Source organism: Methylobacterium sp. E-012, from assembly GCF_057836545.1.
Map to the genome: position 1 here is coordinate 2,163,746 of NZ_JBYQEY010000001.1, position 25,275 is coordinate 2,189,020.

Consider the following 25,275-nt stretch of genomic DNA (forward strand, 5'->3'; position numbering starts at 1 on the left):
CGCGGCGCGTCAGCAGGCGTTGCGATAGGCGCGCCGCGAGATCAGCGTCTGGATCATGATCTGGATGTCGAACCAGACCGACCAATTGTCGATGTAGTGCAGGTCGCAGGCGACGCGCCGCTCCATATCGAGGTCGGTCAGGGTCTCGCCCCGGAAGCCGTTGACCTGGGCCCAGCCCGTGATTCCGGGCCGCACATTGTGGCGGCGGGCGTAGAGGGCGATCCGCCGCTCGAAGCTCCGGTCATGGGCGAGGGCGTGCGGACGGGGGCCCACCAACGACATCTCCCCGCGCAGGACGTTGAGGATCTGGGGCAACTCGTCGAGATTCGTCCGCCGGAGAATCGCCCCGATCCGGGTGATCCGGCTGTCGTTGCGGGTCGCCTGCCGGAAGACCGCGTTCGGCTCCGCCCGCATCGACCGGAACTTGAACACCCCGAACGGCTGCTGGTTGAACCCGTAGCGCCGCTGGCGGAAGAAGACCGGACCGGGGCTGTCGAGCTTGATCGCCACCGCGATGGCGGCGAGCAGCGGCGACAGCGACACCAGGGCGATCGTCGCCACCGTCAGGTCCAGGGCGCGCTTCAGCACGACCTCGCCCAGGTTGAGCGGACGGCGGCCGATATTGATCCCCGAGACGCCGCCGACCCGGGCGACCTGTAGGTCGGGGAAGCGGTCGAGCATCGTGCCGGGCCGCAGGTGCAGCGCCGAGGGCACGCGCAGGAAGGCGTCGATGCAGCGCTCGACCTCGGCGGTATCGGTCCACGGCACCAGCACGAACACGTCGTCCGGCCGGAGGAATCGCACCACCGAGACGGCGAGGTCGAGATCCTCCTGGAGCTGGTCGTGGCGGGCGGCGGTGTCGGCGCTCGGATCGACGCGGCGCAGGTAGCTCGTGCCGACGATCCGCAGGCCGAGGTGATCGACCGCGTTGCTGGTATAGAACCGCGCGATATCCTCCTCGTACCCGACGAGGTGGACGCGGCTGACCGAGGCCGAGCCGGCGGTCAGCCGCTGCCGCACGAGACGGACCATCCCGGCGCGGGTCGCCACCAGCACCGGCAGGCCGACGAGAAAGGCCCCGAGGGAGACCAGGCGCGAGTAATCGTTGGTGGTCTTGGTCATGAAGCCGACGACGAGCACGGCTGCCCACGCTACCAGCCACAGGGAGGTCGCCCGCTGGAGGTTCGGCTTCTGCGCGATCACGGTGTCGAGGCTGTATTCCGTCCGCAGGGCGTTCGTGGCGACGATGACGAGGCTGAGGAGCGCCGCCAGCCGCATGCCGCGCAGGCTGCCCAGGCCGATCGCACCGTCCTGGTAGGCGATCTGATAGGCGAACTCCATGCACAGCGTGACCGCCAGGATCGCCGCGAAATCGGTGGCCGCCAGTGCCGAAGACAGGGCGACCCGTGCCGCCGCCCGACCGCGGTGGGGCAGCAGGGCCGACCAGACGCTGCGTCTGCGCTCGGCCGAACTCGGCAGGAGCTGGTAAGTTTCCGGCAGCCGTTCGTGAAACATGTGACGCGCCACGTCCCGTCTTGATCGGACTATGTACCAGTCTGAAACAGACGATGTTTCAGTGCCGGCCTGTACCGTTGACGGAGCAAGCGGCGGGCCCGGAGAATCACGAACCCGTTTCTGCCGGGATGTCCCGCTCTAATACGCGGTGACGGTCGCGGCAATGAACAATTGATTAAGGGCCGATTTTTCGACCGTTTTCGGCACAATCAGTGTCAGTACGTACTTTGCGCAGCTGTGAAGTCTCAATCCAAAGGAGTTGCTTCGAACACAGACTCAACCAAAAGCGATAGGTCGGGGACGTCCGGTTTTGCTCCGCGACACGGTGCGAACTGCTTTCAGCGGTCGCGCGATCGGGACCGGAACCCGGTCCTCGACGTCAGGCATGCTCGCGCCGGCCCGGCGTCCATTCGTGCCGATCGCGACAGAACGGGCGCCGGGCTCGGCCGGTCAGACGGCGTCGGCGTGTGCGGCGGCGTCGCTCGATCCCCCGACGGTCTGGATCGCCTCGAACCCCTCGAATTCCGGGTGGCCCAGGTAGAGCGGCTTGGTCGAGGGAACGCGGCCATGGGCCTTCCGGAATTGCTCGGAGCGGGTCCAGGCCTCGAAGGCTGCGCGCGACTGCCAGATGGTGTGGGACGCGTAGAGGACGTGGTCCTCGTGCTCGGGCCCACGCAGCAGATGGAACTCGACGAAGCCGTCCATCTCTCCGAGATGGCTATCGCGACCGAGCCAGACGGCCTCGAAGTCAGCGGTGGCGTCCTTGACAACCTTGAAGCGATTCATCGCGACGAACATGGCGTTCTCCTGTGAGGCCTCGAGTCTACTCGCGTTCCCACCCGCGATGCGACCCCCCGCGCGGCCACAGGGCGCACCCCATAATCCCTATAGAGTTGAGCGCTCGACATTTGAGCAACAATGTTGCAAAGTTGTGTGTGCTTAAACTAGAAGATGTAATCATCGACTTGCGGAGCTTGACAACTTGGTGTCCTACTGCGACGCCGTCCTCAAGTGTCGCAGGCCGGCGTTTTGCCGTCTGCGAGCTTCGCGCGGCGCGGACGAATTTTACGGTCTTGGACGTAGGGGCGGACGGTGAAGCGGCGCGACGGCGAGGCGAAGACACCGCGTGCGCAGCAGGACGCACTGATTCCCGCTGACAAGGATGCGCCCGGTCAGACGATGCCGAAGCAGACCACGGACGTGGATCGCCTCGTCGGCATCCGGATCACCGCCCTGCGCAAAGCCCGCGGCATGAGCCAGACCGCACTCGGCAATGCGGTCGGCGTCACCTTCCAGCAGGTGCAGAAATACGAGAAGGGCCAGAACCGGGTCGGCGCCGGGCGGCTCCGCGAGATCGCGCGGCTGCTCGAAGTGCCCGTCTCGGCCTTCTTCGAGGAGAGCGAGTCGCGCGCGAGCACCCAGGAAGACGTCTTCGGCTTCCTCAGCGGCAACGGCGCGATCGATTTGCTGCGCGCCTACGCGCAGATCGACGACGAGCAGATGCGCCGTGACGTGCTGGCGCTCGTTCGCAGCGCCGCGCGGCTCGCGCAGGCCCGCGACCGATCCCCTCCGGCCGACCCGGCCTGAGATCCGCGCGGGATCCGGGTCGCGCTCAGGATCGCCGCCCGGCTTTAGGCCGGATCGCCGGCGACGAGGTGGAAGAAGCTTCCGGTCACGGTGCCGATCCGGTGTCCGGCAAAGCCCAGATCGGTGCCCTCCGCGTCCGTGACCTGGGCCAGGGCGTCCGGCTCCGGAGCGGCCGGCGAGAGCTCGCTGGCATAGTGGAATTCGTGTCCGATCAGCCGTGCGCCGCGCCGGCCGAGCAGGCCGTCCCCGCACAGGCGCGCCACTCGATAGCCGAGATGGAGCTTGCGGCGGCGGTAGGACGTCGCCACCGGCAACAAACCCGCCATGGCGTGCGTGGCGCCGTCCGCATCCTCCAGCGTCCGTCCGAGAACCATGTAGCCGCCGCACTCGCCGTGGACCGGGCGGGTGCGCGCGAAGGCGCGCAGGCCGTCCAGGAAGCGGCCGGCGCCCGCGAGGCGGCCGGCATGCAGCTCGGGATAGCCCCCCGGCAGCCAGCAGACGTCGCAAGCCTCCGGCGGCGGCTCGTCCGCCAGGGGCGAGAACGGCACGAGTTCGGCCCCGGCCCCGCGCCATCCGGCTTCGAGATGCGGATAGAGGAAGCTGAACGCCGCGTCCCGGGCCACCGCGATGCGCTGGCCGGGCGGCGGGGGCAGCGGTTCGTCCGAGGCCGGCACGGTCCCGCCCGCCGCGGCGATCACGGCGTCGAGGTCGATCCCCGCCTCCGCGAGCTCCGCGAGCCGGTCGAGCCGCGCCTCCAGGTCGGCGGTCTCGCCGGCCTGGATGAGGCCGAGATGGCGCTCGGGGAGGACGAGCTGCGCGTCGCGCATCAGCGCCCCCAGCACCGGAAGCCCCGCCCGGTCCATCCCGGCCTCCACGAGGCGGCGATGGCGCGCGCTCGCGACCTTGTTCAGGATCACCCCGGCGATCGTCACCCGCGGATCGTACAGGCGGCAGCCCAGGGCCACGGCGGCGGCCGACTGAGCCGCCCCGGAAACGTCCACCACCAGCACCACCGGCCAGCCGTAGCGGGACGCGATGTCGGAATTGGCGCCGGTCCGGCTCTCCGCGGCCCGGACCCCGTCGAACAGGCCCATGGATCCCTCGGCGATCACGAGATCGGCATCGGCCGTCGTGGCGCGGGCCAGGGCGTCGAGCAGCGGCGGCGCCATGGCGAAGCTGTCGAGGTTGAAGCTCGGCCGGCCCGTGGCCGCCTGATGGAATGCCGGATCGATGTAGTCCGGTCCGCATTTGGCCGCGCGCACCCGCAGGCCCCGGCGGGTCAGGGCCCGCATGAGCGCGAGGGCCACGGTGGTCTTGCCCGAGCTCGAGCGCGGGGCCGCGACGAGGAGGCCGGGGGCGCTGGTCATGCCGGGCTCCCGACGGTGCCGCCCGGCCGGTAGCGCCGGTCGTAGTCGGGGGCGTAGAGGGCGCTGTCCCGGAAGGTCTCGGCCCCGAGCGCCGGGCCGACGAGGATCAGCGCCGTGCGTTCGAGGCCGGCCTCCGCCACCAGGGCCGGCAGGGTGGCCAGATCGCCCGTCAGCGCCCGCTCGTCCGGCCAGGAGGCGCGGAACACGGCCGCGGCCGGGCAGGAGGGCCCGTAGAACGGGATCAGCTCGGCCGCGACCCGCGCGACCACGTGGATCGAGAGGTGGATCGCCAGGGTCGCGCCGGTCGCCGCGAAGGCCGCCAGCGTCTCGCGCTCCGGCATGGCGCTCGCCCGCCCGGAGGTGCGGGTCAGGACGACCGACTGCGCCACCCCCGGCACGGTGAGCTCCCGCCGCAGCAGGGCCGCCGACGCGGCGAACGCCGGGACGCCGGGCGTCACCGTGTAGGGGATACCGAGCCCGTCGAGCCGGCGCATCTGCTCGGCCAGCGCGCTCCAGATCGACAGATCCCCCGAATGCAGACGCGCCACGTCCTGGCCGGCGGCATGGGCCGCCTCGATTTCCCGCACGATGGCGTCGAGGTCGAGGGGGGCGGTGTCGACGATCCGGGCGCCCGGCGGGCACCAGCCGAGGATCTCGGGGGCCACGAGGGAGCCGGCATAGAGGCAGACCGGGCAGGCCGCGATCCGGTCGCGCCCCCGCACCGTGATGAGATCGGCCGCGCCGGGACCGGCACCGATGAAATGAACCGTCATGGTGCCGTCGCTGCGCTGGGACGCAGCGCCAGCGCGCAGGTGGCGCCGTCGCTCGCGATCCGGGGAAGGGCAAGGCGGCTCTCCGGTCCGGCCGCCGCCAGGGCGGCGGCCTCGGCCAGGGAGCCGACCCCGCGCAGGCGCTCGATCCGCGCCGAGCGTGTGACGAGGTCGCCGTCGCGGGCCGAAAGCGCCTCCGGGGCGACTGGGCAGGGCGACAGGCCGAACCGCGCCGCCGCCTGCCGGATCGCCGGCTCCACGGCCCGGTCGGCGGCCGTGGCGACCGCCGCCAGGTCACCGCGGGCCGCACCGACCTGCCCGAGGGCGCGGGCGATCAGCGCCGCGATCTCGTCGGCGCCGGTCCCGCGGCGGAATCCGATCCCGGCGACGAGGGGGCCGGTCATGGTTTGGTCCAGGCCCATTGGGTCACCGGCATGGCGGGCCGCCAGCCATGCAGGCCGCCCACGGGGCTCGCCCGCTCCACGCCGAAGCGCCGCAGGCTGCCGCCATGCGCCGCGAAGGCGGCGAGCAGGGCCGCCTCGCCCTGGAGCGTCACCGCATTGGCGACGCAGCGCCCCCCCGGCCGGAGCGCCGCCAGACCCGCCGCCAGGAGTCCGGGCTCCGAGACGCCGCCGCCGACGAACACCGCGTCCGGCGCGGGCAGGCCGGCGAGGGCCGCCGGCGCCGCGCCGGTCACGACAGTTAGGTCCGGCGCGCCGAGTGTTTCGGCGTTGCGCCGGATGCGCGCGGCCCGGTCCGGCCGCGCCTCGATGGCGGTGGCGCGCACGGTGGGATGGCGCAGCATCCACTCGATGGCGACCGAGCCGGCGCCGGCCCCGATATCCCACAGGTGCTGGCCCGGATGGGGGCGGAGCGCCGCGAGGGTCAGTGCCCGGATCTCGGCCTTGGTGAGCTGTCCGTCATTCTCGAACAGGGCATCGTCGAGGCCGGGCGCGAGGGGGAGGGCGCTGCCGGCACCCGTGACGGCGATCGCTACGGTGTTGAGCGGGTCGATCCCGGCGAGCTCGAAGGCGTCCGCGCGCGCGGCGCGGATGGTCTCGCGCGGGCCGCCCATCGCCTCCAGCACCGTCACCAGAGACGCGCCGAAGCCGCGCTCGGTGAGCAGGCCCGCCAAGGCCGCCGGGGTCGCGCCGTCCCACGACAGGACGAGGAGGCGCGCCCCCGGCTGGATATGCGGGACGATCCGGGCGAGCGCCCGGCCGTGGAGGGTGACGAGGCCGCACTCGGCCAGCGGCCAGCCCAGCCGCGCACAGGCGAGGCTGAACGCCGAGACCTGGGGGAAGGCGCAGATCTCAGCCGGCGGCACCAGCCGGGCGATCTCGGCGCCGATGCCGTAATGGAACGGGTCGCCGGTGGCGAGGATGCAGGTCGGCTCACCCCGGCGTGCGAGGATCTTCGGGTAGGCGTCCTGGATCGGGCTGGGCCAGCTCCGCATCTCGGCGTCGAGGGAGCCTGCGAGCGCGAGATGGCGTCGGCCCCCATAGATCACGCGGGCGCCTTCCAAGGCCGCGGCGGCAGAAGGCGCCAGACCCGCCCGCCCGTCCTCGCCGATGCCGACGATCGACAGCCAGCGCCCGGCCCCGGGCCGGCTCGACAGGGGGTCAGCGCTCATGGACAAGGCGTCCATGACCAGCGGCGCGATGCGAATCCTCATCCTCGGCGGGACCGGCGAGGCCAGCGCCCTGGCGCGGGCGCTGGCTGGTCGGGCCGATCGCGCCGTGATGCTGTCCCTGGCCGGCCGCACCGCGGCGCCGAAGGCCGAGCCGGTGCCGACCCGGATCGGCGGGTTCGGCGGTGTGACGGGGCTCGCCGCTTATCTGCGCGCCGAGCGTATCGATCGCCTGATCGACGCGACGCACCCCTTCGCGGCGACCATTTCGGGCAATGCCGCCCGGGCGGCGGACCTGGCGGGCGTGCCGCTGCTGGCGATCCGCCGGCCGGCCTGGACAGCCGTTCCGGGCGATCTCTGGACCGAGGTCGACGGCATGGACGCGGCGGTCGCCGCCCTCGGCCCCGATCCCCGGCGCGTGTTCCTGACGATCGGCCGGCAGGAGGCCGGCGCCTTCGCGGCGGCGCCGCAGCACGGTTACGTGGCGCGCACGGTCGAGCCGCTCGGCGACGCGCTGCCGGTTCCCCACCTCATGACCATCGAGGCGCGCGGCCCGTTCGACGCGGCGGCCGAGGCCGCGCTGATGCGTGAAGCCGGCATCGAGATCCTGGTCAGCAAGAATTCCGGCGGGGCTGCGACCTACGGCAAGATCGCGGCGGCGCGCAGCCTGGCGATCCCGGTGATCATGGTGCGCCGGCCGGGGAAGCCCGGCGTGCCGAGCGTTCCCGATGCCGCCGACGCGCTCCGCTGGCTCGATGCGGGCGATCATGCCGCCCCCGTGACCTTGCGCGATGTGTAGACGAACGGCAGGCCGGCGGATCGCGGGATCAGCCGCGTGGTCGAGGCGCCGAGGATCACCACCGTCGCCATATCGGCCGGGACGTCGCGCGCCGCGGCGAGGCTCGACACCTGGATCGCCTCGTCCGGCCGGCTGATCGCCCGGGCGAACATCACCGGGGTCTCCGGCGCCCGGATCCCGGCGGCGAGGTCGAGGGCCGCGCCGAGCTGCCAGGGTCGGGCGGCCGAGATCGGGTTGTAGAGCGCGACGACGAAATCGGCGCGCAGGACCGCCTCGAGCCGGGCGGTCACCACCGGCCAGGGCTTCAGATTGTCGGAGAGCGACAGCGCACAGAAATCGCCGCCGAGGGGCGCCCCGAGCCGGGCGGCGGCGGCCAGCATCGCGGTGATCCCGGGCTCGACCGTGATCGCCAGGTCGCGCCAGGCCGCCTCGCCATGCTCGACCGCCTCGAACACGGCCGAGGCCATGGCGAACACACCGGGATCGCCCCCCGAGACCACCGCGACCCGGCGGCCGGAGGCGGCAAGTTCCAGGGCATGGCGGGCGCGGTCGACCTCGACCCGGTTGTCGCTGGCATGCCGGATCAGGCCCGGGCGGTCGGGAACCCGGGCGACGTAGGGGAAATAGCCGACGAGGTCCTCCGCGGCGTCGAGGGCGCGACGGGCGGATTCGGTCAGCAGGCCCGCATCCCCGGGGCCGAGGCCGACCACCACGAGGCTGCCGGTCAAGGCCGACGCCCCTCGCCCGGCAGCAGCACCATGGAGAAATACGGCGCCGCATCGTCGGGCTTGTCGGCGAGCATGACGACGCGCTCGCCCGCCATCGTGCCGCGCTCGACATAGACCGCCCGGCCCAGCAGGCCGGCCGCCTCCAGCGCCGCGCGCACCTTCGGCAGGTGGCGACCGAGCTTCATCACCACGGCAGCGTCGGTTCCGCGCAGCCGCTCGGTGAGCGCGGCGAGCGGCAGGGTCGCGGGCAGGACGGTCAGCACGTCGTCGCCCCAGGTGATCGGCGTGCCCGCCCGGGTCCAGCAGCCCGACATGCCGGTGACGCCCGGAACCACCTCGACGGGGAAGCGGTCCTTCAGCCGCCGCCACAGGTGCATGAACGAGCCGTAGAAGAACGGATCGCCCTCCGAGAGGATCGCCACGTCGCGCCCGGCGCCGAGATGGTCGGCGAGCCGGCCGGCGGCATCGTCGTAGAAGTCGGCGAGCGCCGCCACGTAGTCCGGGTGCTCGGGGTGGATCTCGGTGGTGTAGGGATAGGCCAGCGCCAGCTCGCGGGCCGGATCGCGCAGGATCGCGTCCGCGATGGTGCGGGCATTGCCGCGCTTGCCGCGCTTGCAGAAATGGACGAGCACCGGCGCCCGCATCAGGACGCGCTGGGCCTTGACGGTCAGCAGCTCGGGATCACCCGGGCCCATCCCGACGCCGTACAGCGTGCCGGTGACCACGGTGGTGGGGAGCGCCTCGGCGGGGGCGTCGAGCCGTTCGAACCCGTCCATCACTCGATCTCGCTGGCGAGGGCGTTGACGGCCGCCGCCGTCATGGCACTGCCGCCGCGCCGGCCGTGGACGACCACGAACGGCACCCGGCCGTCCAGGGCCAGCGCCGCCTTCGATTCCGCCGCGCCGACGAAGCCCACCGGGATGCCGATCACCGCGGCCGGGGGCGCCACGCCGGCATCGAGCAGCTCCAGCAGGCGGAACAGGGCGGTCGGCGCGTTGCCCACCGCCACGACGCTGCCCGGGAGGTGCTCGCGCCACAGCTCCATGGCGGCGGCCGATCGGGTGGTGCCGAGGTCCCGGGCGAGATCCGGCACGCGGGGATCGCCGAGGGTGCAGAGCACTCGGTTGGCGGCGGGCAGGCGCGCCCGGGTGACGCCGTCGGCGACCATGCGGACATCGCACAGGATCGGCGCGCCGGCCCGGAGGGCCGCGACGCCGGCCTCGGCAAAGCCTGGCGCCATCTCCACATCCGCCGGGAGGTCGGTCATGCCGCAGGCGTGGATCATGCGCACAACCACGCGCTCCGCGGCGCCGGTCCAGCGGGCGAGCTCGGCCTCGGCGCGGATCATCGCGAAGGAGCGGGCGTAGATCGCGGCGCCGTCGCGGATGTAGTCGTAGCGGGACGCGGGTTCTTGAGCCGTCGCTGGCTCCGATCCTGTCTGGCGCTGGGCGTTCTGGCTCGCGCTCATACCGGTCTTCCGTCCCCCCCGTACCCCGTTTGGGCGATATCCGGCGCGAAGGCGGCGGATAGCCCGACGGTCTTGGCCCTTCCTAACCGGTCCAGAACGGCCTCGATAGGGAGGTGTATCCGTGGCTCGTCGCTGGGCGCGCCGCCGATCACGGCGCCGTAGAGACCCGCACGGGCGATCAACGTCAGGTCGGCGGAGCCGGGCCTGGCGCAGCCCTTGGCGCAACCGGACACGTGCGCGACATGGCCGCGGACCGCCAGCGGCCGGAACAGCTCGGCCACCCGCGCGGCATCCGCCAGCGTCGGCGTCGAGCCGGAGGCGCAGCCCGGAGCGCCCGTGCAGGCATCGACATGGCGCCGGGGATCGTCGGTCGCGACGACGAATGCCGCGGCGAGATCCGCCAGCGCCGCCGCAGCAGGAGCGCCGGGTGCCGCCAGCAGGACCATGCCGCGCGTCGGCGAGAGGCGGATCGTGTCCACGCCGAGCGTCTCGGCGGCGGCCACGACGCGGTCGAGGGCATCGGCGGTGCAGCGGCCGAACGGCGCTTCGATGGCGAGGATCTGGAGGTCGGGCCTCGCATGAAGGCCGGCGGCCGGCGCGAACGGCGCCGGGTACGAGGAAACGCCGTAGCCTCCCTCTCGCACGGAGATGTCGATCCCCGCCGCCCCCGACGTGGGCATCGCCTCGACCACCGCCGTCAGCTCGTCCTCCGTCAGATCGCGCATCCGCCGCCGGCCCGTCCGCACGAAGGCGGAGAGCAGCGCCCCGACACGTCCGGGCGCCTCGCCCTCGGTGCAGAGAGCGAGATCCCGTTGTCCGACACCGGCACTCAGCCTGATGGCGATGGCACCCGGCCCCCGGGCGGTAAGACAGCAATCCGCCTCCGGCATCGCCACGCCCGGGTGATCCGCGATGGCCACGAGGGTCTTGGCCGGCAGGCCGGGGACGGCGCGGCCCGCCGCCTCGATGGCGCGGGCCACCGCCGGACCGTCAATCCACGCGTCCGGATCGTGGCCCGCCAGAGGGGAGGTGAGGGTCAGGCGCTGCGGGCCGCCGTCGGTGCGGACATCGCCGAGCCCGGTCGCCGCGAGCCGGTCCAACAGCGCGGCGCGGGTCGCCTCGGTGACGCCGCGGATCTGGATGTTGGCCCGGGCGGTGAGGTCGAGATGGCCGTTCCCGAAAAGCCGTGCGCCCTGCGCCACCGCACTTGCCTGCGCCAGGGTCAGGACCCCCAGCGGCGGGTGGACCCGCGCCAGCAGCCCGTCCCCGGTGGGCATCGGGCGGGCGAGGCTCGGGCACCAGCCACGGCGGGCGGCCGCCTCCGGCAGGGCGCGGCGATGCGGACGCGCGCTCATTCGGCCGCCGCCGGCAGGAGCGCATCGGCCGGCAGGGCGTTGCGCCGGCTGTGCCAGAGGCCGCGGTCGCGGGCGTCGTCGAAGCGTTCCAGGATCGCCCGGGTCGCGGCCGGGTTGGCGGCGCGCAGGCGCTCGAACACATCCGCATCGGCGATCCAGGCCGCGTAGAGCCGGTCGAAACCGGCATCGGTCACGGCATCGCTCGCCGCCGCCAGCACGAAGACCGCGTCGAGCCCCTGGGCCAGCTCCTGCGCGCCCCGGTAGCCGTGGCGGAGCTGCGCGGCGATCCAGCGGGGATCGGCGAGGCGCCCGCCGATCAGGCGGGCGGCATCCTCCCGGGCCGTGCGGGCCTTCGGCCGCTCCGGATGGGACACGTCGAGGCTGTAGAGTGTCGGGCGACCGTCCTGAAGCGCGGCGGCGGCCGCGAAGCCGCCCATAGCGTCCACCGCCGCGTCGCCGTCGAATAGGTCGCGCTCGGCCGCATCGAAGGCGTGCCAATAGGCGTCGGCCGACGCGACCCGCGCCGCGAAGCCCGCATCGGGCCCCTCGCGGTCGCCGTAGGCATGGCCGCTGGCCGCGAGATAGGCGCGCCCGAGATCGGCGCGGGTCTCCCAGGGTCCGTCGAGGGCGGTACCGGCGGTTCCGGCGCCGTAGCGGCCCGGGGCCGCGCCGTAGACCCGCGCCGCCGTCTCGCCGCGGCGGCGGGCCGCCGCCAGGGGGTTCTCGTCGTCGGCCTCGTCCCGGTCGGCCACCGCCCGGGCGGCGCGGTCGATCAACGCCAGCGTCTCCGGGAATGTGTCGCGGAACGCCCCCGAGACCCGCACGGTGACGTCGATGCGCGGACGGTCGAGCATCGCTAGCGGCAGCACCTCGAAGCCGGTCACCCGGGTGCTGGCATGGTCCCAGACCGGCCGGACGCCCATCAGGGCGAGGGCGTGCGCCACGTCCTCACCGCCGGTGCGCAGGGTCGGCGAAGCCCAGAGATCCATCACGATCCGGGCGGGATAGGCGCCCTCGTCCTGCAGGTAGCGCGTCACCACCGCCGCCGCCGCCCGGGTGCCGAGGAGCGTCGCGGCCCGGCTCGGGATCGCCCGGGGGTCGAGCGTCGCGAGGTTGCGCCCGGTGGGCAGCACGTCCGTGCGCCCCCGGGATGGGGAGCCGGACGGCCCTGGCGCGACGAAGTGTCCGTCGAGGGCTGTCAACAGTCCCGCACGCTCGCCGGCCGCCGATGCCACGAGCGCGGCCGGCGCATCGTCGGCGGCGCGGCCGAAGATGTGCAGCCCGTCGCGGAACACGGTTTCGCCGAGGTCGCAGAGATGCGCGTCGAGCCGGGTCAGCGCCTCGTCCATCGGCGTGTCCGGGCCGATGCCGGCGCCGTCGAGGAGCCCGGCCGCGGCGGCGTCGTCCAGGATGGCGCTGGCGATCACCGCGGCCCGGCGGGGATCGAGGACGCTGGCGGCGGCGTATTCCTCGACCAATTCGCGCAAGCGCGCGGCCTCGGGTGACGGCGCCGGTCCGGTGACGGCGGGAGTCAGATGGCCCAGGGCGATCCCGCCGAGGCGCCGCTTGAGCGGGGCGGCCTCCCCCGGATCGTCGACGATGAACGGGTAGACCACCGGGAGGTCGCCGACGCAGAGGGCCGGGAAGCAGTGCGACGACAGGGCCACGGCCTTGCCGGGCAGCCATTCCGCGGTGCCGTGGGTGCCGAGCTGCACCAGAACGTCGAAGCGCTGCCGCAGGCCGAGATGGAAGGCCAGATAGGCGTGCGTCGGGACGCGCTCCGGATCGTGGTAGCCCGCCTTCCGGTCGGAATCCCGCCCGCGATCCGGCTGGAGGAAGACCGTGAGGCCGGCATCGGCGGTCGCCATCCGGAATCGGAACACGCCGTCCATGCAGGCCGCGTCGGCCTCGGGCTGACCCCAGGCGTCGAGGACGGCGGCGCGGATCGTCCCGGGAAGCCCCTCGAACCAGACGGAATAGGCGGCGAGCGGCACGTCGAAAGCCGCCGGGCCTTCGGTCAGGGCCGCCATCAGGGCGCCGGGCTGCGGCAACGTGCCCGCCGCATAGCCAGCGGCGTTGAGATCGGCGGCGATGGCGCGGGCGCTCTCGGGGGTGTCGAGACCGACCGCGAAGCCCGCCCGTCCACCCCGGGCCGGGTAGTCTGACAGAACCAGCGCGATCCGCCGGTCGGATTGGGGCAGGGCGGCCAGCCGAAGCCAGCCCGCAGCCCGGTCCGCGAGGGCGGCGATCCCGGGCCCGTAGGACACGGCCCAGCGCTCGGCGAAACCCGCACGTTCCTCCGCTTCTTCCTTGAACGAGATCGGGAAACCCGAAAGCCGGCCGTCGAATTCCGGCAGGGCCACCTGCATGGCGAGGTCGGCCGCGCCGAGCCCCCGGGCCGAAGCCTCCCAGGCCGTCCGCGGGGACCCGACCGTGAAGGCCTGGAGCACCGGGCAGTCGGCGCCGTCGAGGACGAAATCGATCCCGTCCTCGCGGGCCGAGAACGCCGTGGCGGCGATCACGAGATCGGGCTTGCGCGCCCCCACGGCCAGGGTCACCGCGCGGGCGGCCTCGGGCTCCTTGAGGCTCGAGACCGCCATGGGCAGCACCCCGATCCCCCGGGCACGCAGGGCGGCGGCGAGGTCCACGAAGGGGGTGGTGTCGCCGCCGAGCACGGCGGATCGATAGACCAGGAGCAGGACCAGCGGCTCGGACCGGCTCCGCGATCCGGCGAGCGGGATCGCGCTCCGGGCAGCCGCCACGGCCGTGTCGAGGGGCAGCACGCCGCAACCGGGGCACCAGGGGAAGCCGCGCGGCAACGGCAACGGCGGCTCGACCGGGATGTCGGCACCGGTCCGGACCGCGAGCAGCCGCAGCATCCAGCGCAGGTTGTCCGAACCGCCCGCGCGGAAATAACCGTCGAGCTGCGCGGCGAGGTCGGGATCGGTGGAGAAGCCGGCGAGCCGCGGATCGGGCCGGTCGTCCCCCGGCAGGACCGCGAGCGTCACGCCATGCGTCCGGGCCGCCGCGGCGCAACGCTCGATTCCGTAACGCCAGTAATCCAGCCCGCCGAGGCAGCGGATCACGACGAGCTTGGCGCGCGCCACCACCCGCTCGACGTACAGATCGACCGAGAGCGGATGCCTTAGCTTGGCGAGCTTGGCGAGGCGCAGGCTCGGGAGCCCGGGCTCGGCGGCGTGCGCCTGCGCGATGCCCGCGAGGTCGCTGTCGGTGAACGACAGCACCACGAGATCCCCTGGCTCCTGCCCGAGATCCACCGCCGCCTCGCCCTCGTCGAGGGAGACGGCATCGATGCGCACGAGATGCATCGCGCGGGCCCTTAGATCGTGTCCGGACGGGCGCGCGTGACGGATTTCATCCCGCGAGCGCCGCCGCCACGGCGTCCCGGTCGAAACCCTTCAGGCCGATCACCACCAGCGTGCCGTCCCGGGCCTCGCCCGACCGCCAGGGCCGGTCGAAATGGTGGACGACGCGACGCCCGACACCCTGCACCACGAGGCGCATCGGCTTGCCCTCGACCTCGGCAAAGCCCTTGATCCGCAGGACGCCCGCGGTCTCCGCCGCCGCCTCGACCCGGGAAGCGAGGTCGGCGGCCGTCACCGCCGGGCGGATCGGCAGCGCCACGGTCTCGAAGTCGTCGTGGTCGTGATCCTCGCCATCGCCGTGATGGGAGGGACGGGCGTCCAGATCGTCCTCGGCCGCCGCGCCGAGGCCCAGCAGCACGCGGGGGTCGATGACGCCGTTCTCAGTCTCGACCACCTTCACGGCGCGGGGCAGATGGCCCTCCACTTCGGCCCGAACCCGGGCGCGGGTCGCGGCGTCGATCAGGTCGGCCTTGTTGAGCACCACGAGGTCGGCGCAGAGGAGCTGATCCTCGAACACCTCTTCCAGGGGATTGTCGTGATCGACCGACTGGTCGGCGGCCCGCTGGGCGGCCAGCGCCTCCGGATCCTCCGCGAAGGCGCCCGATGCGACCGCCGGCCCGTCCACCACCGCGACGACGCCGTCCACCGTAACCCGCGAGCGGATCGCCGGCCACTGGAAGGCCTGGACCAGGGGCTTGGGCAGGGCGAGGCCGGAGGTCTCGATCAGGATATGCTCCGGGGGCTCGGCGCGGCCGAGCAGCGTTTCGAGCGCCGGAACGAAATCGTCCGCCACGGTGCAGCAGATGCAGCCGTTCGGCAGTTCGACGATAGAATCTTCGGTGCAGCCCTCGACCCCACAAGCGGCCAGGAACGATTTGTCGAAACCGACATCGCCGAACTCGTTGACCAGGATCGCGAGGCGCCGCCCCTTGGCGTTCTCGACCACGTGGCGCACGAGCGTCGTCTTGCCCGCGCCGAGGAAGCCCGTAACGATGGTGCAGGGGATCTTGGCGACGAGGGTCATTCCGCGGCCTCCAGGGTGCCGGCCTGAGGCGGGCTCGGATCGGGGAAAGGGGGGATGCGCGCGATCACCCCGGTGCGGAACGCCGCCGGACGCTGCCGCCACGGCACGATGCCGTCGGGGGTCTTCGCGTAGGCGGACAGACCGTCCAAGATGATCTCGGCGGAGGCGGCCGGATCCAGGTCGCCATACACGTAGGTCCAGCGGTCGGCCGAGGCGACCGCCACCGTGCAGGGCCGCTTGCACACGGACAGGCACTCCGCCGGCTCGATCCGCAGGTCGGGCGCGTCGCCGGCCCGGTCCCGCAGGGCGTCGAGAAGCCGGGCTCCGGCCCGGGGACGGTCAGGATCGTCGCCCTCGCGGCGGCAGGTGGTGCAGACGTACAGGACGGTATCAGGCACGGGCGACCCCGCGCGCCGTCTCGCGGCCGAAGACCTGCCAGGCCCGGCCGAGCCCGAGGCCGATCAGCATCCAGAACACGAAGCTGATCGCCAGCGAGCGGGCGGCGAACTGCGCCGCCAGTGCCGCCGGAAGTTCGGACGCGCCCTCAGGTGCCTGGGGCGCCCCGGCCACGTGCGGGGCGATGATCAGGACGAGCCCGCCCAGGATCGCGATCAGCGTGCGGCGGATCGCGATCAGGTACAGGCCCATCCCGGTCGCCGCCGCGGTCATCAGCCACCAGGCCTGCCGGATGGCCAGCGGCGCGGCCTCGCTGCCGGGCAGTTCGGGGGGCAGCCCGAGGCCTGGCGCCAGGGCGACGCTCGCGAATCCCGCCACCGCGAAGGCGAGGGCGACCTGCGGCGTCGGCTCGCGCCCGCAAGCCAGCATGACGGCGCCGAGCAGAAGGGCGTAGCCGACGCCGCCGACCAGCGTCGCCAGCGCGGTGAACGCCATCCGGGGCAGGCCGGGAGCGGGCTCCCAGTCGGGTGCGGCATCGGGCGCCGCGTGGTCGTGGCCGGCATGGGCCAGCACGATCGGCAGGGCAAGCGCGGCCTGGTGGCTCGGCTCGGCATGCTCATAGCGCTCGGCCGCCACGATCAGCGGCGACGTGAGCGTGAGTTCGAGGCCCGTCACGACGACGGCCGCGAGAAAGCCGGCGGCCAGAGCCGCCGACAGAAGCCGGATGATCATCCCTGTGACGATGGCGTCAGTGGCAGGGGAAATTCTGGGTATGCCGGAAGTCATGCGCCGCGTTGTGGAACGCGATCGCCGGCGAGAAGCCGACCATAAACAGCAGGCCGAGGCCCAGGATGGCCGCGAGCGCGACGGCGACCGGGCGCTCCGACGAGCGGGCACCGACGGCGACGGGGGCGAGGGTCGAGGTGGTCATCGAGCGTGTCTCCAGCCGCCCCACCGGCGGCATTGCGGGATCCTGTCGTGACGGCAGGTCTCCTGGCTCGCGGGTCGACGCGCCTGCCGCCTTCCCGGATCGCTCCGGTGGCCCTCTGGCAGACGCTCACCGCTCACAGTTGCGGGGGCAGCCGCGGATTCGAGGCTCGCGCCCCTCACCGCATTCCCTTTTCACCCCGTCGCCGGGGCACCGTCACGCGATCGTTGTAGACGCATGACAGCTCTCGCACAACGGAGGCGCGACGGAATCCTGTCCGCATCACCGGGGACGGCGCTGAGCGGCCGTGCCGGCCATCGGATTCTCAAGACCCCTGAGCGTGATCGTGATGAAAACCCCGTCGCTGGCCCTCGCCCTGCTCATGGCGGCGTCCTTGCCCGGCCGGGCCGAGGACACCATCGCCGCGCTCAAGGCGGGCGGGCTCATCCTGGAGACGACCGGCCCGATCACCCTCGTGGCGGAGGACCTGACCCTGTCCGAGACGGCCGTGCAGGCCGATTACCGGTTCCGCAATGCGACCGAGGCCGATATCGAGGCGACCCTCGCGTTTCCGATTCCCGACATCGTCGGTGGTCCCGGGATGGCCGTGGCGATCCCCGATCCGGCGCATGACAACGTCCTCGGGTTCGACGCCGCGGTCGATGGCCAATCCGTCCCGTGGCAGGTCGAGCAGCACGCCTTCCTGACGCGGGATGGCCGGCCGGTCGAGATCACCGGCGAACTCGCGGACCTCGGGATCCCGCTGGTGCCGACCGTCGACGCGACGGCTGGCGCCCTGCGCCGCCTCCCGGAGAGCCGGCGCCGTCTTCTGATCGAGGCCCGCATCCTCGATCGGCAGGAGCACGCGGACGGCACGCTCGCGGACGTCCCGCTCTGGACGCTGAAGTCGCGGTTCTGGCGGCGGCAGGCGTTCCCGGCCGGGCGGGAGCTCGCGGTCCGCCAACACTTCGTGCCGAGCCTCGCCAGCCAGTCCGGCCTGTCCTTCGGCTCCCCGGATCTGGGGCCTGCGGCGATGGCCGGCTATGCGGACCGATTCTGCACGGATCCGGCCTTCGCGCGGCTCGCCCAGAGCCTGTACCGCCGGGCGAGTGCCGACGGCAGCCGGTCCTTTCAGGCCTACGAGGAGTCCCTCTCCTACGCGGTTGCCCCCGGGCATGGTTGGGCCGGGCCCATCGGCACGTTCCGGTTGATCGTGGACAAGGGTGATCCCGCGACAATGGTCTCGTTCTGCGGCAGCAACGTCCGGAAGACCGGGCCGACGACCTTCGAGATGGTGGTGAAGGACTACGTCCCGCAGCGGGATATCGACATTCTCTTCCTGAAGACGACCACGCGGGGCTGAGCCGGTTCGCGGACGCATTGCGAACCGCGCGACGTCCTCCGGACCCGCCCGGTGCCGGGCGTCAGGGTGCGTCCCTCGTGCGCTCGGTCGGGATGGCCGTCGGGCCCGCATCGCGCGCCTTCACGGCCTCTGCGTAGAGACGCTCCACGTCCCGGTGGAACGCCGCGCGGGAATCCGGGCGCGTGTAGAACATGTGGCCGCCCGGGTAGACCGACAGGCTCAGGCGGCCAGCGCCGTAGGCCGGCACCTGTGCGAGCAGGAGCTTCGAGGCGAAGTAGGGCGTCACCAGGTCGGTGAAGCCGTGCGCGACGAGGACGCGCAGCTTGCCGTCGAGCGCCAGCACGCCCTTGAGGTTTGAAAGAACCTCCGGCGCCTGCCGCCCCGAACCCCAGCTCCAGCCATGGTTCACCGCATTGTTCAGGAGCTCGTAGCGCATATTCGGCACGGGCCATTTCAGCGTACGGGCATAGAGATCGAGCATGGCGCTGGTGAGTGGAGCCTGGAGCGCCGTGAGCTGGGGATCCTCGAAGCCCGACTGCACCGCGTCCGGGTTCGGATCCCATCCGGTGATCCCGGTGTCGTAGGCGCTGGCGACGCGACCCTCGGCCCGGTCGATCTCACGCTGGACGCTGCGGGTCGACAGCCGTGCGGCCTGCCCGCGTACGAGGGTGGCGTCGAGCCCGACCATGGGGGCGACCTTCTCGGTCATCCGCGCCACCGCGCCGGCATCGGCCGGGCCCTTGAGAAGGTCGGCGAGATAAGGGCCGGACGCGTAGGCTTCCGACTCCCCGAGCAGGGCCGGCGTCGGCACGGTGCCGCTCCGCTCCAGGGCGCCGGCGGCGAGGGAGGGCAGCTTGAGCACGTAGCCCCAGGGATTGGCCCGCGGCATCTCGAGCCAACCGAAATCGAGAACCGGCGACAGCAGCACCATCCCGGACAGGCCGACGCCGATCTCCTCCTGCAGCTTCTCGGCGATCAACGGCCCGCGGAAACCGCCGTAGCTCTCGCCCACGTAGAATTTCGGGCCGGCCATCCGGTCATTGACCCGAAGGTACCGGGCGATCACCGCCGCCAGGGTCGCGGCATCGGAATCCACGGACCAGTAGGCCTTGCCATTGCCGTCCGCCGCGCGGCTGTAGCCGGTCCCGACCGGATCGATGAACACGAGATCGGTGAAGTCGAGCCACGTGCCGTCGTTCGAGGCCAGCGCCACCGGCTGCGACGGGCTGATGCTGGCGCCCCCCGTGGGCAGCCGCCAGGGGCCGATCGCGCCGATATTGAGATAGGCCGACGACGCCCCCGGGCCGCCGTTCACCGCGAAGGTCACGGGGCGCATCCGCCCGGCCTCGGGCGCCACCGTATAGGCGACGTAGGCGATCTCCGCCTGGAGCTTGCCGGCCTCGTCGACGAGGGGCAGGCTGCCCGCGGTGGCGGTGAAGTCCAGGGTCCGGCCGTCCGGGAGTGTGATGCTCTGCTTCGTCGTCGAATCCGGCGGCAGGCGGCGTCCCTCGGGGCCGCGGGGGGCCGCCCTGGCCTCCGCGGGGGGATGGCCGTGCGGCGCATCCTCGGCCCGGAGCGGTGGGGATCCGGCGAACGCCAGGGCGAGGCCGAGGGCGGCGCGGGCGAGGGGGCGGCTGAGGATCACGGTCAGGCCTTCTTGTTCCAGCGGCCCGAATCGTCCTGCTGCCAATAGGCCACCGCGTGGCCGGCCTCCTTGGCCTGCCGCCACTGCTCGCGGGCGCGCAACAGGGCGTCCTGATCGGTGCCGTCGAACAGGATGCAGATCCGCGCATAGGCATCGGCATCCGGCGGAAGGTCGGCGCCCTCCACGAGGAATCGGATCGAAGCGGTGTTGGGATTGACGTCGCGCAGGGTCAGCACGACCGGCTGGCTGCCCGAATCGGGCTCGCGGTCCGTGCCATGTGGCAGGAAGCTCTCGTCGGAATAGGTCCAGAGGTGGTCGTCAAGAGCTTGGAGCCGCTCTTCAGTGGCCGCCTGGATCGCGGCCTGCCAGCCGCGCTCGAGGGATCGCTCGACGAGGTTGGGCAGGACCCGCTCGAGCGGCTGCCGCTGCATGTGGTAGAAGAGGATCTCGGTCACGTCGGGTGGCATATAGGGCTACGGGCCGCGACGCGAGCAGCGGCGCGCCGCCGCGGCTCACACTAGGCGGCTCTGCTCGATCGCCGCGCCGACGAAGCCCTTGAACAGCGGATGCGGCTCGAAGGGGCGTGACTTCAGCTCCGGGTGGAACTGGACACCGATGAACCACGGGTGCCCGACATGCTCCACCGTCTCGGGCAGGAGCCCGTCCGGGGAGACGCCCGAGAACCGCAGGCCTTTGGCCTCCAGCCGCGCCCGATAGGCCATGTTGACCTCGTAGCGGTGGCGGTGACGCTCGGAGATGTGCTCGGACCCGTAGATGCCGGCGATCTTCGAATCCGGGTCGAGCTTCGCCTCGTAGGCGCCGAGCCGCATGGTGCCGCCGAGGTCCCCGACCGCGGCGCGGCGCTCCAGCTCGTTGCCGCGCAGCCACTCCGTCAGCAGGCCGACCACCGGCTCGGCCGTGTCGCCGAACTCGGTCGAATTGGCCTCCGGGAGCCCGGCAAGCGACCGGGCCGCCTCGATCACCGCCATCTGCATGCCGAAGCAGATCCCCAGATAGGGGACGCGCTTCTCGCGGGCGTAGCGGGCCGCGCGGATCTTGCCCTCGGCCCCACGCTGGCCGAACCCGCCCGGGACCAGGATGCCGTTCAGCCCCTCCAGGAACGGCGCGGGATCCTCGCGCTCGAACACCTCGGCCTCGATCCATTCGAGGTTGACCTTCACCCGGTGGCTGATGCCGCCATGGATCAGCGCCTCGGTCAGCGACTTGTAGGCGTCCTTCAGGCCCGTGTACTTGCCCACGATCGCGATGGAGACCTCGCCCTCGGGGTTGCGGACCCGCTCGGCGATGGTCCGCCAGCGGCCGAGATCCGGCTCCTCGCCGTGGTCCAGGCCGAAATGGCCGAGCACCTCCCGGTCGAGGCCGGCGGTCCGGTAGGAGAGCGGCACCTCGTAGATCGACGCCACGTCGAGGGCCTCGATCACCGCGCTCTCGCGGACGTTGCAGAACAGGGCGAGCTTGCGCCGCTCCTCGACGGGGATCGGCCTGTCGCAGCGGCAGAGCAGGATGTCCGGCTGGATGCCGATGGAGCGCAGTTCCTTCACGGAATGCTGCGTCGGCTTGGTCTTCAGCTCGCCCGCGGACGGGATGAACGGCAGGAGCGTCAGATGGACGTAGGCGCAGGTGCCCCGCGGCAGCTCCTGGCCGAGCTGGCGGATCGCCTCGAAGAACGGCAGGCCCTCGATATCGCCCACCGTGCCGCCGATCTCGACGAGCACGAAGTCGAAGGCGTCGTTGCCCTCCAGAACGAAGTCCTTGATCGCGTTGGTGACGTGCGGGATCACCTGAATGGTGGCGCCCAGATAGTCGCCCCGCCGCTCCTTGGCGATGATGTCCTGATAGATCCGGCCCGTGGTGATGTTGTCGGCCCGGCTCGCCGGCACGCCGGTGAAGCGCTCGTAATGGCCGAGGTCGAGGTCGGTCTCGGCGCCGTCGTCGGTGACGAAGACCTCGCCGTGCTGGGTCGGGCTCATCGTGCCCGGATCGACATTGAGGTAGGGGTCGAGCTTGCGCATCCGAACCCGGTAGCCGCGGGCCTGGAGCACCGCTGCCAGGGCCGCCGAGGCGAGTCCCTTGCCGAGGGAGGAGACCACGCCGCCGGTGATGAAAACGTACCGCGTCATGGGCCTCGGTCCATAAAGAAGCTGTCGGCGTTTGCCAAACGGCGAATGCCCCGGCCCGTGTATGGACTGGGGATCACGCAGCGCATGGGCCGGACCGGCGTCGCACCGATCCAGCGGGGGAGGGGTGAGCCGCCTCGCGCGGTCAGCGCGATTGCGGCGCGTCCGGAACCGCCGGCTGGGCCGGTGCGGTGTTCGGGACCCGGTCCTGCTGCTGGCGCAGGGAGTCGAGGAGGTTGTCGGCGCCAGTCGGCTGCTTGGCGGGCTGGCCCGAGCTCTGCGGCACGCCGGTGTCGAGGATCGACTTCGGCGCCCGCGACCGGTGCGACAGGACCGCGAGGAGCAGGCTGGTGGCGAAGAACAGTGCCGCCAGGATCGCGGTGGCCCGCGTCAGGGCGTTGGCCTGGCCGCGGCCGGTCATGAAACCCGCGACGCCACCGCCGCCACCGCCGCCGAGACCGAGGCCGCCCTCGGAGCGCTGCAGCAGCACCACGCCGATCAGCGCGAAGACGATGATGAGGTGGACGACGATCAGGACGGTCTGCATCGGTATTCCGAAAACGTCTTCAGGTTCGCGCTTGGGGCCCGGGGGACGGGCGCGGGCGCGCGGCGGCCGGTGCATCCGGCAACGGCCGCAAATCTGCGCCGGCCATACACCACTCGTGGTCCCGCGCCAACTTTATGATCCGGCCCGGCCTGTTTCCCGCAGCCCTCGCGCCAACCGCCCGGCTGTGATCTGTCTCGGAGCGAAGGACGGCCCGATTCAAGCCGCTGTCCCGCCCGGGAAGGACGCCATGCCGATCTCACGCCGCTTTGCGCTGACCGCTGCCCTCGCCACACCCATCCTGGTGCGGGCGCGTCCGGGGACCGCCGCGAGCCCGGACGGCTCCGCCGTGGAGGAGGCGGTCGATGCCCTCACCAAGGCCCTGCTGTCCGGGGACGGCGCCGCCCTCGATGCGCTCACCCTCGACGGGCTGAGCTACGGCCATTCCAGCGGCCTCGTGCAGGACAAGGCCGCTTTTATCGCGCCGCTCGCCAGCAAGCGCGCGACCTTCCCGAGCATCACCCTGTCGGACCGGTCGGTCTCGGTGGTGGGCGACGACGCCATCGCCCGGCACGTGTTCAGCGGCGAGGCTGCCACCGACGGCAAGAGCGCCCCGGTCCATATCGGCGTGATGCAGGTCTGGCACCGCGACGCCGGCCGCTGGCGCCTCCTGGCGCGCCAGGCCTACAAGATCTGACCGACCGCTCCCGCCCCGGATTTTTTCCAGGCCGGGCGGCCGCTCAGTACCGGGACGGGACGTGCATCTCCGCCGCGATCGGCGCCCGGATGTAATCCGCGTTGCGGACCCGCGCCGGCAGTTCGACCGGCGGATGCTCGACCGTGCCGTAGGGTATCTGATCGAGCAGATGGCTGATGCAGTTCAGCCGCGCCCGCTTCTTGTCCACCGCCTCGACCACCCACCAGGGCGCCTCGGGGATGTGCGTGCGCGCCAGCATGTCCTCCTTGGCGCGGGTGTAATCCTCCCAGCGCCGCCGGGATTCTACGTCCATCGGCGAGAGCTTCCACTGCTTGAGCGGGTCGGCGATGCGCATGTGGAAGCGCAGCGCCTGCTCCTCGTCGGTGATCGAGAACCAGTACTTCAGCAGCACGATGCCCGAGCGCACGAGCATCCGTTCGAATTCTGGCACGGAGCGAAAGAATTCCTCCACATCCGCCTCGGTGCAGAAGCCCATGACGCGTTCGACGCCGGCACGGTTGTACCAGGACCGGTCGAACAGCACGATCTCGCCGCCGGCGGGCAGATGGGCGATGTAGCGCTGGAAATACCACTGCGTGCGCTCGCGCTCGTTCGGCGCGGGCAGCGCCGCCACCCGGCAGACCCGGGGGTTCAGGCGCTGGGTGATCCGCTTGATCACACCACCCTTGCCGGCCGAATCGCGCCCCTCGAACAGGACGACCACGCGCAGCTTGTTGTGCTGCACCCAGTCCTGGAGCCGGACCAGCTCGTGCTGGAGGCGCAGCAGCTCACGAAAGTAGAACCGGCGGTCGAGGCCGCCTTCGGTCCCGCCTTCGAGACTGTCCAGACGATCCTCTTCAAATCCAAGTTCGATTTCCTCGTCGTAGCTGTCGAGGATCTCGCGACGGATCGTATCCATCAGCGTGGCATCGGTCAGGTTTTGATCGTCCGGCATGATTCGAATCGCGGTGGTTGAACACCGCGATTCTTAAGCAGGATCGTGTGACAGCGCCGAGAAGCTTGGCCTGCAATGTCCGCAGGCTCAGGCGTAGGCGGCGCAGATCCCGAGGAAGTCCTCGGCCACGAGGCTGGCCCCGCCGACCAAGGCGCCGTCGACATTCTCCACGGACAGGAGTTCGCGGGCATTGCCCGGCTTCACGGACCCGCCGTAGAGGATGCGGATCTTCTGCGCCTCGTCACCCACGAGCTTGTCGAGCATCTCCCGGAGGGACGCGTGGACCTCGGCGATGTCGCGCGGGGTCGGGGTCCGGCCCGAGCCGATCGCCCAGACCGGCTCGTAGGCGATCACCGTGTCGGCCGCCCGGGCACCCTTGGGCAGGCCGATGGCGAGCTGGGCGCGGACGATGTCGAGGGCCCGGCCCTGCTCGCGCTCCTCGATGGTCTCGCCCACGCAGATGATCCCGCACAGACCGGCGCGCCGGGCGCCGAGCGCCTTGGCGTGGACCCCGTCGTCGGTCTCATGGTGATAGGCCCGCCGCTCGGAATGGCCCACGATCACGTAGCGGGCGCCGAGATCGGCGAGCATCTCGGCCGAGATCGATCCGGTGAAGGCCCCGCTCGGCCGGGCGTGGAGATTCTGGCCTCCGATGGCGATGGGCGAGCCGGCGGCCTCGGCGACGCAGGCACTGATCAGGGTCGCGGGCGGGCAGATCAGCACGTCGATGCGGGCGGCTAGCTGCGGCGAGAGCCCGTCACGGATCGCCTGGACGACCTTGAGCGAGTCCCGCGTGCCGTTCATCTTCCAATTGCCGGCGACCAGCGGCCTGCGCCCCGACTGCGTCATCCCTGGCTCCGCTCCGCCCCACCTTCCGCAAGTTGCCGCGGCCTACCAGAGCGAGCTTGAGCGTGCAAACGCGGCCGCGCCGCCGAGCCTTTGCCTGTGGACGCGAATGGTCTATCGCGGTCGGCTCTCAG

At 72.0% G+C, this 25,275-nt stretch carries 25 protein-coding genes and 1 riboswitch; of the genes, 4 read left to right on the forward strand and 21 right to left on the reverse strand.

What is annotated here, in order from left to right:
* Positions 1-9: 9 nt before the first annotated feature.
* Both AC3IF1_RS10335 and hmuQ read right to left on the reverse strand, forming a co-directional pair.
* Complete coding sequence (locus tag AC3IF1_RS10335) at positions 10-1,515, reverse strand: sugar transferase (protein ID WP_243967201.1); 1,506 nt, start codon at positions 1,513-1,515, stop codon at positions 10-12.
* 450 nt (positions 1,516-1,965) lie between these two features.
* On the reverse strand, positions 1,966-2,313 hold the full coding sequence (gene hmuQ, locus AC3IF1_RS10340) for a heme-degrading protein HmuQ (protein ID WP_243967200.1): 348 nt from the start codon (positions 2,311-2,313) through the stop codon (positions 1,966-1,968).
* 381 nt (positions 2,314-2,694) lie between these two features.
* Here hmuQ and AC3IF1_RS10345 point away from each other — a divergent pair, with 381 nt between their 5' ends.
* On the forward strand, positions 2,695-3,102 hold the full coding sequence (locus AC3IF1_RS10345; protein WP_489220366.1) for a helix-turn-helix domain-containing protein: 408 nt from the start codon (positions 2,695-2,697) through the stop codon (positions 3,100-3,102).
* A gap of 44 nt (positions 3,103-3,146) precedes the next feature.
* Here the strand turns inward: AC3IF1_RS10345 and AC3IF1_RS10350 are convergent, their stop codons facing one another.
* From AC3IF1_RS10350 to cbiE, 4 genes are read right to left on the reverse strand one after another with little or no spacing between them, the layout of a single operon-like run.
* Positions 3,147-4,469, reverse strand: coding sequence for a cobyrinic acid a,c-diamide synthase CobB (locus tag AC3IF1_RS10350; RefSeq protein WP_489217468.1), 1,323 nt, complete (start codon positions 4,467-4,469; stop codon positions 3,147-3,149).
* On the reverse strand, positions 4,466-5,242 hold the full coding sequence (gene cobM / locus AC3IF1_RS10355) for a precorrin-4 C(11)-methyltransferase (RefSeq protein ID WP_243967198.1): 777 nt from the start codon (positions 5,240-5,242) through the stop codon (positions 4,466-4,468). The genes AC3IF1_RS10350 and cobM overlap by 4 nt, the downstream gene beginning before the upstream one ends.
* Positions 5,239-5,643: a cobalamin biosynthesis protein gene (locus AC3IF1_RS10360; RefSeq protein WP_489217469.1), complete on the reverse strand. Its 405-nt coding sequence runs from the start codon at positions 5,641-5,643 to the stop codon at positions 5,239-5,241. The genes cobM and AC3IF1_RS10360 overlap by 4 nt, the downstream gene beginning before the upstream one ends.
* Positions 5,640-6,872: a precorrin-6y C5,15-methyltransferase (decarboxylating) subunit CbiE gene (cbiE, locus tag AC3IF1_RS10365; protein ID WP_489217470.1), complete on the reverse strand. Its 1,233-nt coding sequence runs from the start codon at positions 6,870-6,872 to the stop codon at positions 5,640-5,642. Before cbiE ends, AC3IF1_RS10360 begins: the two co-directional genes overlap by 4 nt.
* A gap of 13 nt (positions 6,873-6,885) precedes the next feature.
* Between cbiE and AC3IF1_RS10370 the strand changes: the two genes are divergently transcribed.
* Positions 6,886-7,668, forward strand: a complete 783-nt coding sequence (locus AC3IF1_RS10370) for a cobalt-precorrin-6A reductase (RefSeq protein ID WP_489217471.1) — start codon at positions 6,886-6,888, stop codon at positions 7,666-7,668.
* On the opposite strand, the gene cobJ is transcribed toward AC3IF1_RS10370, so the two are convergent.
* The 9 genes from cobJ to AC3IF1_RS10415 are packed head-to-tail and all read right to left on the reverse strand — an operon-like array spanning position 7,635 to position 16,956.
* Positions 7,635-8,396 (reverse strand): precorrin-3B C(17)-methyltransferase, encoded by a 762-nt coding sequence (cobJ, locus tag AC3IF1_RS10375; RefSeq protein WP_489217472.1) that lies wholly within the window; start codon positions 8,394-8,396, stop codon positions 7,635-7,637. The genes AC3IF1_RS10370 and cobJ overlap by 34 nt on opposite strands.
* Complete coding sequence (locus AC3IF1_RS10380; RefSeq protein ID WP_489217473.1) at positions 8,393-9,172, reverse strand: precorrin-2 C(20)-methyltransferase; 780 nt, start codon at positions 9,170-9,172, stop codon at positions 8,393-8,395. The genes cobJ and AC3IF1_RS10380 overlap by 4 nt, the downstream gene beginning before the upstream one ends.
* Positions 9,172-9,864, reverse strand: coding sequence for a precorrin-8X methylmutase (locus AC3IF1_RS10385; RefSeq protein WP_279598253.1), 693 nt, complete (start codon positions 9,862-9,864; stop codon positions 9,172-9,174). The genes AC3IF1_RS10380 and AC3IF1_RS10385 overlap by 1 nt, the downstream gene beginning before the upstream one ends.
* Positions 9,861-11,219, reverse strand: coding sequence for a precorrin-3B synthase (locus tag AC3IF1_RS10390; RefSeq protein ID WP_489217474.1), 1,359 nt, complete (start codon positions 11,217-11,219; stop codon positions 9,861-9,863). The genes AC3IF1_RS10385 and AC3IF1_RS10390 overlap by 4 nt, the downstream gene beginning before the upstream one ends.
* Complete coding sequence (gene cobN, locus AC3IF1_RS10395) at positions 11,216-14,548, reverse strand: cobaltochelatase subunit CobN (RefSeq protein WP_489217475.1); 3,333 nt, start codon at positions 14,546-14,548, stop codon at positions 11,216-11,218. Before cobN ends, AC3IF1_RS10390 begins: the two co-directional genes overlap by 4 nt.
* A gap of 46 nt (positions 14,549-14,594) precedes the next feature.
* Positions 14,595-15,629, reverse strand: a complete 1,035-nt coding sequence (gene cobW / locus AC3IF1_RS10400; protein WP_489217476.1) for a cobalamin biosynthesis protein CobW — start codon at positions 15,627-15,629, stop codon at positions 14,595-14,597.
* Positions 15,626-16,027, reverse strand: coding sequence for a DUF1636 family protein (locus tag AC3IF1_RS10405; RefSeq protein ID WP_489217477.1), 402 nt, complete (start codon positions 16,025-16,027; stop codon positions 15,626-15,628). The genes cobW and AC3IF1_RS10405 overlap by 4 nt, the downstream gene beginning before the upstream one ends.
* Entirely contained in the window at positions 16,020-16,757 is a 738-nt protein-coding gene (locus AC3IF1_RS10410) for a CbtA family protein (RefSeq protein WP_489217478.1), read from the reverse strand. The genes AC3IF1_RS10405 and AC3IF1_RS10410 overlap by 8 nt, the downstream gene beginning before the upstream one ends.
* A 16-nt stretch (positions 16,758-16,773) precedes the next feature.
* Entirely contained in the window at positions 16,774-16,956 is a 183-nt protein-coding gene (locus AC3IF1_RS10415; RefSeq protein WP_243967187.1) for a CbtB domain-containing protein, read from the reverse strand.
* A 35-nt stretch (positions 16,957-16,991) separates the two neighbouring features.
* Positions 16,992-17,186, reverse strand: a riboswitch (cobalamin riboswitch).
* A gap of 116 nt (positions 17,187-17,302) precedes the next feature.
* Between AC3IF1_RS10415 and AC3IF1_RS10420 the strand changes: the two genes are divergently transcribed.
* Complete coding sequence (locus tag AC3IF1_RS10420) at positions 17,303-18,316, forward strand: DUF4424 family protein (protein WP_489220367.1); 1,014 nt, start codon at positions 17,303-17,305, stop codon at positions 18,314-18,316.
* A 61-nt stretch (positions 18,317-18,377) separates the two neighbouring features.
* Here AC3IF1_RS10420 and AC3IF1_RS10425 read toward each other — a convergent pair whose 3' ends face one another.
* The 4 genes from AC3IF1_RS10425 to secG form a co-directional block, all read right to left on the reverse strand.
* Positions 18,378-19,961 carry a S10 family peptidase gene (locus AC3IF1_RS10425; RefSeq protein WP_489217479.1) on the reverse strand — a complete coding sequence of 528 codons (1,584 nt, stop codon included), beginning with the start codon at positions 19,959-19,961 and terminating at the stop codon, positions 18,378-18,380.
* Positions 19,962-19,963: 2 nt separating this feature from the next.
* Entirely contained in the window at positions 19,964-20,416 is a 453-nt protein-coding gene (locus tag AC3IF1_RS10430; protein WP_489217480.1) for a DNA polymerase III subunit chi, read from the reverse strand.
* A 57-nt stretch (positions 20,417-20,473) separates the two neighbouring features.
* A complete protein-coding gene (gene pyrG / locus AC3IF1_RS10435) occupies positions 20,474-22,102 on the reverse strand; it encodes a CTP synthase (RefSeq protein WP_243973816.1) in 1,629 nt (542 codons plus the stop codon).
* Between the two features lie 142 nt (positions 22,103-22,244).
* Positions 22,245-22,646, reverse strand: coding sequence for a preprotein translocase subunit SecG (gene secG / locus AC3IF1_RS10440; RefSeq protein ID WP_489217481.1), 402 nt, complete (start codon positions 22,644-22,646; stop codon positions 22,245-22,247).
* 247 nt (positions 22,647-22,893) lie between these two features.
* Between secG and AC3IF1_RS10445 the strand changes: the two genes are divergently transcribed.
* On the forward strand, positions 22,894-23,340 hold the full coding sequence (locus AC3IF1_RS10445) for a nuclear transport factor 2 family protein (RefSeq protein WP_489217482.1): 447 nt from the start codon (positions 22,894-22,896) through the stop codon (positions 23,338-23,340).
* Between the two features lie 43 nt (positions 23,341-23,383).
* Here the strand turns inward: AC3IF1_RS10445 and ppk2 are convergent, their stop codons facing one another.
* Together ppk2 and tpiA are read right to left on the reverse strand one after the other, a co-directional pair.
* Positions 23,384-24,295, reverse strand: a complete 912-nt coding sequence (gene ppk2 / locus AC3IF1_RS10450) for a polyphosphate kinase 2 (protein ID WP_243973813.1) — start codon at positions 24,293-24,295, stop codon at positions 23,384-23,386.
* Between the two features lie 87 nt (positions 24,296-24,382).
* Positions 24,383-25,144 carry a triose-phosphate isomerase gene (gene tpiA, locus AC3IF1_RS10455; protein WP_489217483.1) on the reverse strand — a complete coding sequence of 254 codons (762 nt, stop codon included), beginning with the start codon at positions 25,142-25,144 and terminating at the stop codon, positions 24,383-24,385.
* Positions 25,145-25,275: the final 131 nt, after the last annotated feature.